At 68.7% G+C, this 563-nt stretch carries 2 protein-coding genes; one reads left to right on the top strand and one right to left on the bottom strand.

Features of this window, described 5'->3' with window-relative positions; translation table 11 throughout:
* The coding region (locus tag ACFP9U_RS25375; RefSeq protein WP_378625679.1) for a precorrin-8X methylmutase at positions 1–311 on the bottom strand (311 nt) is incomplete at its 3' end.
* Positions 312–322: 11 nt separating this feature from the next.
* On the opposite strand from ACFP9U_RS25375, the gene ACFP9U_RS25370 reads away from it, so the two are divergent.
* On the top strand, positions 323–563 hold a 241-nt coding region (locus ACFP9U_RS25370; RefSeq protein WP_378625677.1), incomplete at its 3' end, for a hypothetical protein.

The raw sequence follows: 563 nt of genomic DNA, 5'->3' as shown, positions 1-563 counted from the left end.
GGATCGCGCAGCGTGCAGACCACGTCGTTTCCGGCCGGCAGCCGCGCGCGCGTGATGCCGTGCGCCACCATCTCCGCATCGCAGAAGATCGGCGCGCCCTTTGCGAGGGCCGCCCGCGCGGCCTCCACGAAGCCGGCCGAGAAGACGAAATCCCGCGCCGCCTCCACCATGCCGCAGGCATGGATCATCCGCACCGCCACATCGGCTTCGGCCTCACCGAAGCGCGACAGGTCCGCCTCCGCCCGGATGATGGCGAATGATTTCTCGTAGATGGCGGTGCCGTCGCGGATATAGTCGGAATGGATGCTCATGAATTTTGCCCTTGCGTGGAGGCGCGATCGTCTTCGGCCAGTTCTTCGAGCAGCGCTTCGAGGTCCGGCGCGCGGTCTGCGCCGTCGTGCATTATCTGGTGGCCGTCTTCGGCGCCCAGCAGCGTCACAGCGGGACCGGACGGCCGGGCGCACTGTTTCGCGCAGCCGGAGATGTGGACCGGGTTTTGCCGCGGCAGATCCGGCCGCCGCGCCACCAGCCGATCGGCCAGGCGCTTCGTGGCGAGATGGGCC

The organism is Nitratireductor sp. GCM10026969 (assembly GCF_042660605.1).
Classification (GTDB): domain Bacteria; phylum Pseudomonadota; class Alphaproteobacteria; order Rhizobiales; family Rhizobiaceae; genus Chelativorans.
This window is presented reverse-complemented; position numbering and strand designations above follow the sequence as displayed.